At 69.0% G+C, this 4,658-nt stretch carries 6 protein-coding genes; 2 read left to right on the plus strand and 4 right to left on the minus strand.

Annotation, left to right across the window (positions count from 1 at the left end; genetic code table 11):
• Positions 1–206: 206 nt before the first annotated feature.
• From ABZV42_RS42040 to ABZV42_RS42050, 3 genes are all read right to left on the minus strand, one after another.
• On the minus strand, positions 207–641 hold the full coding sequence (locus ABZV42_RS42040; protein WP_356057532.1) for a DUF2267 domain-containing protein: 435 nt from the start codon (positions 639–641) through the stop codon (positions 207–209).
• Between the two features lie 75 nt (positions 642–716).
• Positions 717–1,112, minus strand: coding sequence for a DUF2267 domain-containing protein (locus ABZV42_RS42045; protein WP_356057534.1), 396 nt, complete (start codon positions 1,110–1,112; stop codon positions 717–719).
• Positions 1,113–1,206: 94 nt separating this feature from the next.
• Positions 1,207–1,644, minus strand: a complete 438-nt coding sequence (locus ABZV42_RS42050; RefSeq protein WP_355991592.1) for an Hsp20/alpha crystallin family protein — start codon at positions 1,642–1,644, stop codon at positions 1,207–1,209.
• Positions 1,645–1,773: 129 nt separating this feature from the next.
• Between ABZV42_RS42050 and ABZV42_RS42055 the strand changes: the two genes are divergently transcribed.
• Positions 1,774–2,430, plus strand: coding sequence for a type III effector protein (locus ABZV42_RS42055; RefSeq protein WP_356057536.1), 657 nt, complete (start codon positions 1,774–1,776; stop codon positions 2,428–2,430).
• A 1,072-nt stretch (positions 2,431–3,502) separates the two neighbouring features.
• Here the strand turns inward: ABZV42_RS42055 and ABZV42_RS42060 are convergent.
• Positions 3,503–4,063 (minus strand): hypothetical protein, encoded by a 561-nt coding sequence (locus ABZV42_RS42060; protein ID WP_356057538.1) that lies wholly within the window; start codon positions 4,061–4,063, stop codon positions 3,503–3,505.
• A 269-nt stretch (positions 4,064–4,332) separates the two neighbouring features.
• Here ABZV42_RS42060 and ABZV42_RS42065 point away from each other — a divergent pair.
• A partial coding sequence (locus ABZV42_RS42065) for a hemolysin III family protein (RefSeq protein WP_356057540.1) occupies positions 4,333–4,658 on the plus strand: 326 nt, incomplete at its 3' end.

The following is a 4,658-nucleotide window of genomic DNA, read 5'->3' on the forward strand; positions in this document are numbered from 1 at the left end:
TCACTTTGTTCCTGCCTGGTTGTGCGGGTGTGCCCCAGGGTTTATTCTTCGGCCACCGGCCCCCCTGAGGAACAGGCCCCAGCCAACCGGCTGGGGCCTGTTCCTCTGTGTGGCCGGTCTCCGTGCCGGCTGCGGTTTCCTTGGTCCGGGGCCGTCATACGGGGTACGGGGTGTCGCGCGGCAGTATGCGGAGGCCGTGTCGTGTCTCAGGCGGCTTGGGCGAGTTCGGCGCGGCCGAACAAAAGCGCATAGCCGGAGGGGAGTCGGCTCAGGATGCGGGTGATCAGGTCGGGGCCGGCCAGGGCGGTGACGGCGGCGAGGACGGCGCCGGTGTCCCAGCGGGTGGTGGCGGGGGTGGCGCAGGCGCGGTCGGCGAGGTCTTTGACGAAGGCCCAACCGGTGAGGGGCTGGCTGTCGGGGATCTGCGCGGTGAGGATGCAGGCCGCCTCAAGGGGCAGGCGGGCGGCGAGTTCGACGCGTTCGTCGCCGGGCAGTTGGCGTCCGAGTCCCGAAAGGATCAGGTGGACGGCTTCTGCGGCCCGTTCGCGGGTGGGGTAGGCGCCTTCGTAGCGGACTTTCTCCACCATCTGCTCGAACGTCATCACGGGCGGGTGCTGGAGCGGTGCACGCAGGTCGGACATCACTGCGGTGGCTGCCTTTCTGTATCCGAGGTGGTGGTTCCGGTGCCCGACGGGGGAGCGGGCACCGGTGGGGGGTCAGTTGGGCTGGGGGCGGCCGAAGAGGAGGTCGTAGCCAGCGGGAAGCTGGAGCAGGACCTGCTTGATCAGGTCGTCGCCGGCCGCGTCGGCGACCGTGCTGAGGACGGCGCTGACGTCCCAGGCTGCGGTCGCTTCGGTGGCCCCTTCGATCCAGGCCGCCGTCGCCCGCAGGAACCGCTCCGGTGTGAGAGGTTCGGCGCTCTGCAGCGGGTTGAGCAGGATCAGGGCGAAGCCTTCCGGCAGGCGCGCCGCCAGCTGGGCGCGCACCTCGCCGACCAGGTGTGCGCCGATCAGGGCGAGTACCACGCGGGCTGCGCGTTCCGCCTCCTGCCGGTTCTCGTACTCGCCGCGTTCCTTCACCTGGTCCAGGAACGCTTCCCAACGCACGGTCATATCAGCCGCCACCCTTCTTCATCGGGTGCGGAGGACGGGGTGAAGGGGGTCAGGCGCCCGTCCTCCGCCGCATCGGCTCCGGCCGGCCGGGGGCTCAGCCGGAGATCTGCTTGCGGGAGGACTCCCCGCCGATGGAGATCTTGCGGGGCCTGGCCCGCTCGGCGATCGGGATGCGCAGGGTCAGCACCCCGGCGTCGTAGTCGGCCTTGATGCGCTCGGTGTCCAGGGTGTCGGCCAGCACGAGCTGGCGGGAGAACACACCCAGCGGACGCTCGGAGAGTTCCATCTGCACGCCGTCGGCCTTCGCCGCGGGCCGGCGCTCGGCCCTGACGGTCAGCATGTTCCGCTCGACGTCGATGTCGATCGCCTCCGCGCTGACGCCGGGGAGGTCGAAGGCCACCACGTACTCGTCACCCTCGCGGTAGGCGTCCATCGCCATCGCGGACGGCCTCGTCCAGGTGCCGGAGCCAGAACCGGTCAGCTGCTGGGCGAGACGGTCGAGCTCGCGGAAAGGGTCAGTGCGCATCAACATCGCGAAAACACCTCCAGAAGGTTCGGGCTGTACCCGCCAATGCGCTTCACTGCCACCGTTGTAGCATGTCATCCAATGGATGACAAACTTGAGTGTCATCCAAAGGCTGACAGTCCTGACGGAGGTCCCATGGCAACAGCCGACCAACCCCGCTCCGCCTGTACCGACACCCAGAGCCCGGCATCGTTTCTCGCCGCGGCGGCGGCCCTGGAAGCCATAGACGCCGAACTGCGCGCCGCCCGGCAGGAGGCCCCAGACGCTCGCGGCGCCGGACCGGAGCAGACTCTGGCCTCCCTGCTGCTGTTGCGGCAGGTTCGTGAGCAGCTCGCCGGATGGGAAACCGGTCTGATCGAAACCGCCCGCCACGCGGGCGCCAGCTGGGCCGACCTCGCCCACCCCCTCGGCGTCGCCAGCCGCCAGGCCGCCGAACGCCGCTACCTGCGGGGCCGCCCCGGCCCCGCAGGAACCACCGGCGAACAGCGCGTCCAGGCCACCCGCGACCACCGCGCAACCGACCGCGCCATCGCCGCATGGGCACGCGAGAACGCCGCAGTCCTGCGCCGTCTCGCCGGCCAGATCACCGCCCTCACCGACCTCCCCCCGGCCTCCCGCACCCCGCTCAGCCAGCTCGACGCCGCCCTCGCCCATGACGACCCCGCCGCCCTCGTCCACCCCCTCACCGCGTCCCGCCCCTACCTGAGCGCCGCCCATCCCGGTCTCGCCGCCCGGCTCGACACCCTCCTCGGCCACGGAGATCCGCCTTCCGGCCGGCCCGAACACGCGTAACGACGCCGTCCTGCCACCGTGCAGACCGCCGCACAAGGCCGCGGCCGGCAGAGGCACCAACGGCCAACGGCGCCGACCGGGGTGATGCCGCCCGACTACCGGGCCGCTCCCCGCTCCTGGTCCGTTCGAGGTCGACTACCTCACTGTCGGATACGCGAAAGTCTATGTTGGCTGGAGTAGACATTGGGTGGTGGGCGTGGTTATGGTTTCTCTCGTAACGGAGATCGACAAGGGCCTGGCAGACACGAACTGCCGGTAAGCAGGACACGTAGGTGCAGTTCGCAGGGCGGTGCGGTGGTGGAGTTCCGAAGCCAGAGCGGTTGCAGGACGGTGACGGGACTGGCGGCCGGACCGGGTGGCCTGCAGTGATCAGGGGCCGCCACGCGCAGTACGGCAATTGCAGTTCAGTAAGTGCGGTTCCCAAGTACCAGCAGTGCAGTTTTTGAGTGGTTCCTCGGTGAAGGCGTCGGCTGCGGGCGCGCGTGCCGGGAGGTTCGGCAGTGGGGTTCCAAGCCAGAGCAGGTGCAGGACGGGCGACGGGGCTGGCTGCCGAAGCGTGGCGCTGTCCGAGGCCACGAGCGGTTCGCAGTACCGGCATTACGTAGTACAGGTTCGGCAAGTGATGGGTTTAGAGGGAAAGAACGGAGGGGCCGAGCGCCATCAGGATCGCCCGGGCGGACGTCTTGAGTCCGGGTACCGCAGGACATCGATAGTGAGGTGGTCTCCGGTCAAGCAACTGCGATCCCCGCACGCGTCCTCATCTCCCGTGGGGCAGTGCGGAAACAGTAGGCCGGCGCAGGACTAGGGCCGGCAGATGGTGTAGCAGTTCCTTCGGGGCCCCGGTGCCATGGCACCGGGGCCCCTCCACGCGTTGTGTACAGAGGTGCGACGACAGACACCGCATCCGGTAGCCGCCAGCACCCGTGACCTCGGCCGGGACCTCCCGAACTCGGTCATGCGACAGGAGCACCGGGCCGGATGAGCAGGGGATACGAAACCGGAGTTGCGCACCGGGTCGCGGCTCGGGCGCCGCATGCCCTGTGCGGCTGTCGTGCATTGGTGGAGCAGACGTTCAGGCGTTCGTCCATGCTTCGAGGAAGGCTTTGCGTCCATCGGGATCGTCCGCCCTGCGGTCGGCGTGCAGGATGTGCCAGGCGGTCAGTTCGAGATCTCGGAGCCACAGTTCTCCGATGACCTGTGTCTTGAGGTCGGGTAGATGGTCGGACTCGGCGAGCGCTTGGCCGATCACCTCCCCGGCTGCGATGCGTTGGGGCGGGGTCATCTCATCGACGGCCGAGAGGATCTGTCGGGCCAGGGCGGTTCCTTCTCCTGCCAGGGATTGCAGCACCTCGGCCTTGATGTTGGCGGGGAGCAGGTAAGCGGTGCCCGAGGACCTCCACAGGTTCGACCAGAAGCGTTCTCCTGCCGCGGTGGGGGCAGGAAGCGCGGCCAGCAGCCCGAGGAGATGGCCGATGGCCGCGTAGCTGCCGGAGTGGGCGGCTGCGACGACTGCGATGTCGGCGACGCGCTCCACGTCGAGATGGCTGGCTTCGAGGTCGGGAGCCAGGCCCAGTTGGTGTTCCAACTGGTCTGCGAGGGGCGCGGATACGTGGGGGCGGACCTCAGGAAGCATCGGCGATCCTTGCGCGTAGGTGAGCGGTGGTGCCCGTTCGCAAGCCCTGATCGTTCCCGCGTCCAGCCGATCTACTCAGCTTCGAGAGGCCCAATTGGCGGCAGCATCAACGACGGGGCCGGAGTTCACGCGGTGGCGAACCAGCCTGTACCTGGCGACGCGGCCCGGGGTTTCGGACCGGCCGCCCGTCACACTGCCGGAGTGAGATCTTTTAGCATGACCGCATGGTTGCCAGTGACGCCCAGGAGCCCGGGGGAGGACGAGGAGCTGTGTCCCGCGACGCCGCTGAAGTCGAATATGGTCACATCGCCCCAACGCGTGGAGAACACCGTGAAGACGGGCCGCCCGACGGATCACGAGGCAACCATGCAGGGGAGACGACTCACGCGGTTGCCGCTCTGGTGGAGCGGGCGGCCGACCTGGTGGAGCCGGTCAAGCCGAGGTTGCGTGGCTGGCTCCACGCCGCGATGGTGCCCGCCGCGCTGATCGCAGGCGTCGTGCTCATCTGCCTGGCCCGCACCCCGCAGGCGGCCGTGGCCTGCGCCGTGTACTCGGTCACCGCCTGGCTGCTGTTCGCAACGAGCGCCATCTACCA

This window comes from Streptomyces sp. NPDC005281 (assembly GCF_040607495.1).
Taxonomy (GTDB): Bacteria; Actinomycetota; Actinomycetes; order Streptomycetales; family Streptomycetaceae; genus Streptomyces.